Raw genomic sequence first — 2,585 nt, forward strand, 5'->3', positions numbered from 1 at the left:
CGCGACTTATATTTTGTAGCGAGGTTAACCGATTAGGGTAGCCGTAGGGAAACCGAGTCTTAACTGGGCGAATAGTTGCAAGGTATAGACCCGAAACCCGGTGATCTAGCCATGGGCAGGTTGAAGGTTGAGTAACATCAACTGGAGGACCGAACCCACTAACGTTGAAAAGTTAGGGGATGACCTGTGGCTAGGAGTGAAAGGCTAATCAAACCGGGAGATAGCTGGTTCTCCCCGAAATCTATTTAGGTAGAGCCTCGGACGAATACTTACGGGGGTAGAGCACTGTTAAGGCTAGGGGGTCATCCCGACTTACCAACCCTTTGCAAACTCCGAATACCGTAAAGTACTATCCGGGAGACACACGGCGGGTGCTAACGTCCGTCGTGAAGAGGGAAACAACCCAGACCGCCAGCTAAGGTCCCAAAGTCATAGTTAAGTGGGAAACGATGTGGAAAGGCCCAGACAGCCAGGAGGTTGGCTTAGAAGCAGCCATCCTTTAAAGAAAGCGTAATAGCTCACTGGTCGAGTCGGTCTGCGCGGAAGATGTAACGGGGCTAAACTATGCACCGAAGCTGCGGATTCATCTTAGGATGAGTGGTAGGGGAGCGTTCTGTAAGCGGTTGAAGGTGTACCGGGAGGTATGCTGGACGTATCAGAAGTGCGAATGCTGACATGAGTAACGATAATGCGGGTGAAAAACCCGCACGCCGGAAGACCAAGGGTTCCTATCCCATGTTAATCAGGGTAGGGTAAGTCGACCCCTAAGGCGAGGCCGAAAGGCGTAGTCGATGGGAAACGGATTAATATTTCCGTACTTGGTATAATTGCGATGGGGGGACGGAGAAGGCTAAGCAAGCATGGCGATGGTTGTCCATGTGAAAGTGAGTAGGCTAGCGACTTAGGTAAATCCGGGTTGCTGTTAGGCTGAGACACGAGACGAGTCACCAAGGTGATGAAGTTGCTGATGCCATACTTCCAGGAAAAGCCTCTAAGCTTCAGATTATACCGAATCGTACCCCAAACCGACACAGGTGGTCAGGTAGAGAATACTAAGGCGCTTGAGAGAACTCGGGTGAAGGAACTAGGCAAAATCGTACCGTAACTTCGGGAGAAGGTACGCTCCTATCTGTGATGAGACTTGCTCTCTAAGCGGACGGGAGCCGCAGTGACCAGGTGGCTGGGACTGTTTATTAAAAACACAGCACTGTGCAAAATCGCAAGATGACGTATACGGTGTGACACCTGCCCGGTGCCGGAAGGTTAATTGATGGGGTTAGTTTTCGGACGAAGCTCTTGATCGAAGCCCCGGTAAACGGCGGCCGTAACTATAACGGTCCTAAGGTAGCGAAATTCCTTGTCGGGTAAGTTCCGACCTGCACGAATGGTGTAACCATGGCCACGCTGTCTCCACCCGAGACTCAGTGAAATTGAAATCGCAGTGAAGATGCTGTGTACCCGCGGCTAGACGGAAAGACCCCGTGAACCTTTACTACAGCTTGGCACTGAACATTGAACCTACATGTGTAGGATAGGTGGGAGACTTTGAAGATGAGACGCTAGTTTTGTTGGAGTCGTCCTTGAAATACCACCCTTGTAGTTTTGATGTTCTAACGTTGGCCCCTGAATCGGGGTTACGGACAGTGCCTGGTGGGTAGTTTGACTGGGGCGGTCTCCTCCCAAAGAGTAACGGAGGAGCACGAAGGTTGGCTAAGTACGGTCGGACATCGTACGGTTAGTGTAATGGTAGAAGCCAGCTTAACTGCGAGACAGACACGTCGAGCAGGTACGAAAGTAGGTCATAGTGATCCGGTGGTTCTGAATGGAAGGGCCATCGCTCAACGGATAAAAGGTACTCCGGGGATAACAGGCTGATACCGCCCAAGAGTTCATATCGACGGCGGTGTTTGGCACCTCGATGTCGGCTCATCACATCCTGGGGCTGAAGTCGGTCCCAAGGGTATGGCTGTTCGCCATTTAAAGTGGTACGCGAGCTGGGTTTAGAACGTCGTGAGACAGTTCGGTCCCTATCTGCCGTGGGCGTTTGAGAATTGAGAGGGGTTGCTCCTAGTACGAGAGGACCGGAGTGAACGAACCGCTGGTGTTCGGGTTGTCATGCCAATGGCATTGCCCGGTAGCTACGTTCGGAACTGATAAGCGCTGAAAGCATCTAAGCGCGAAGCAGGCCTCGAGATGATTTCTCACTAGACTTTTAAAGTCTCTGAAGGGCCGTTGAAGACTACAACGTTGATAGGCAAGATGTGGAAGTGGTGTGAGCCATTAAGCTAACTTGTACTAATTACCCGTGAGGCTTAACCATACAACGCCAAACGCGTTTTGTGACAGAAACAAGCGACAGAAGTTAATGACTAAAGTAGATATTTACTGACAGACTTAAAAAATATTATCAGATATTTTCCAAATTTAGTTGGTAAGTGAAAACGAACTGACACCCTAATTTGCTTGGTAACCATAGCGTTTTGGACCCACCTGATTCCATGCCGAACTCAGTAGTGAAACGAAACAGCGCCGATGATAGTGTAGCATTTGCTATGTGAAAGTAGGACATTGCCAGGCTCCAAATT

At 50.1% G+C, this 2,585-nt stretch carries 2 rRNA genes; both read left to right on the forward strand.

The features are described from left to right. Window positions 1-2,320, forward strand: a 23S ribosomal RNA gene (locus tag CWC17_RS16370); the annotation flags it as partial. Between the two features lie 142 nt (window positions 2,321-2,462). Continuing rightward, window positions 2,463-2,577 (forward strand): 5S ribosomal RNA (gene rrf, locus CWC17_RS16375). Window positions 2,578-2,585 lie beyond the last annotated feature (8 nt).

It is taken from the genome of Pseudoalteromonas sp. S3785, assembly GCF_005887365.1.
GTDB lineage: Bacteria > Pseudomonadota > Gammaproteobacteria > Enterobacterales > Alteromonadaceae > Pseudoalteromonas.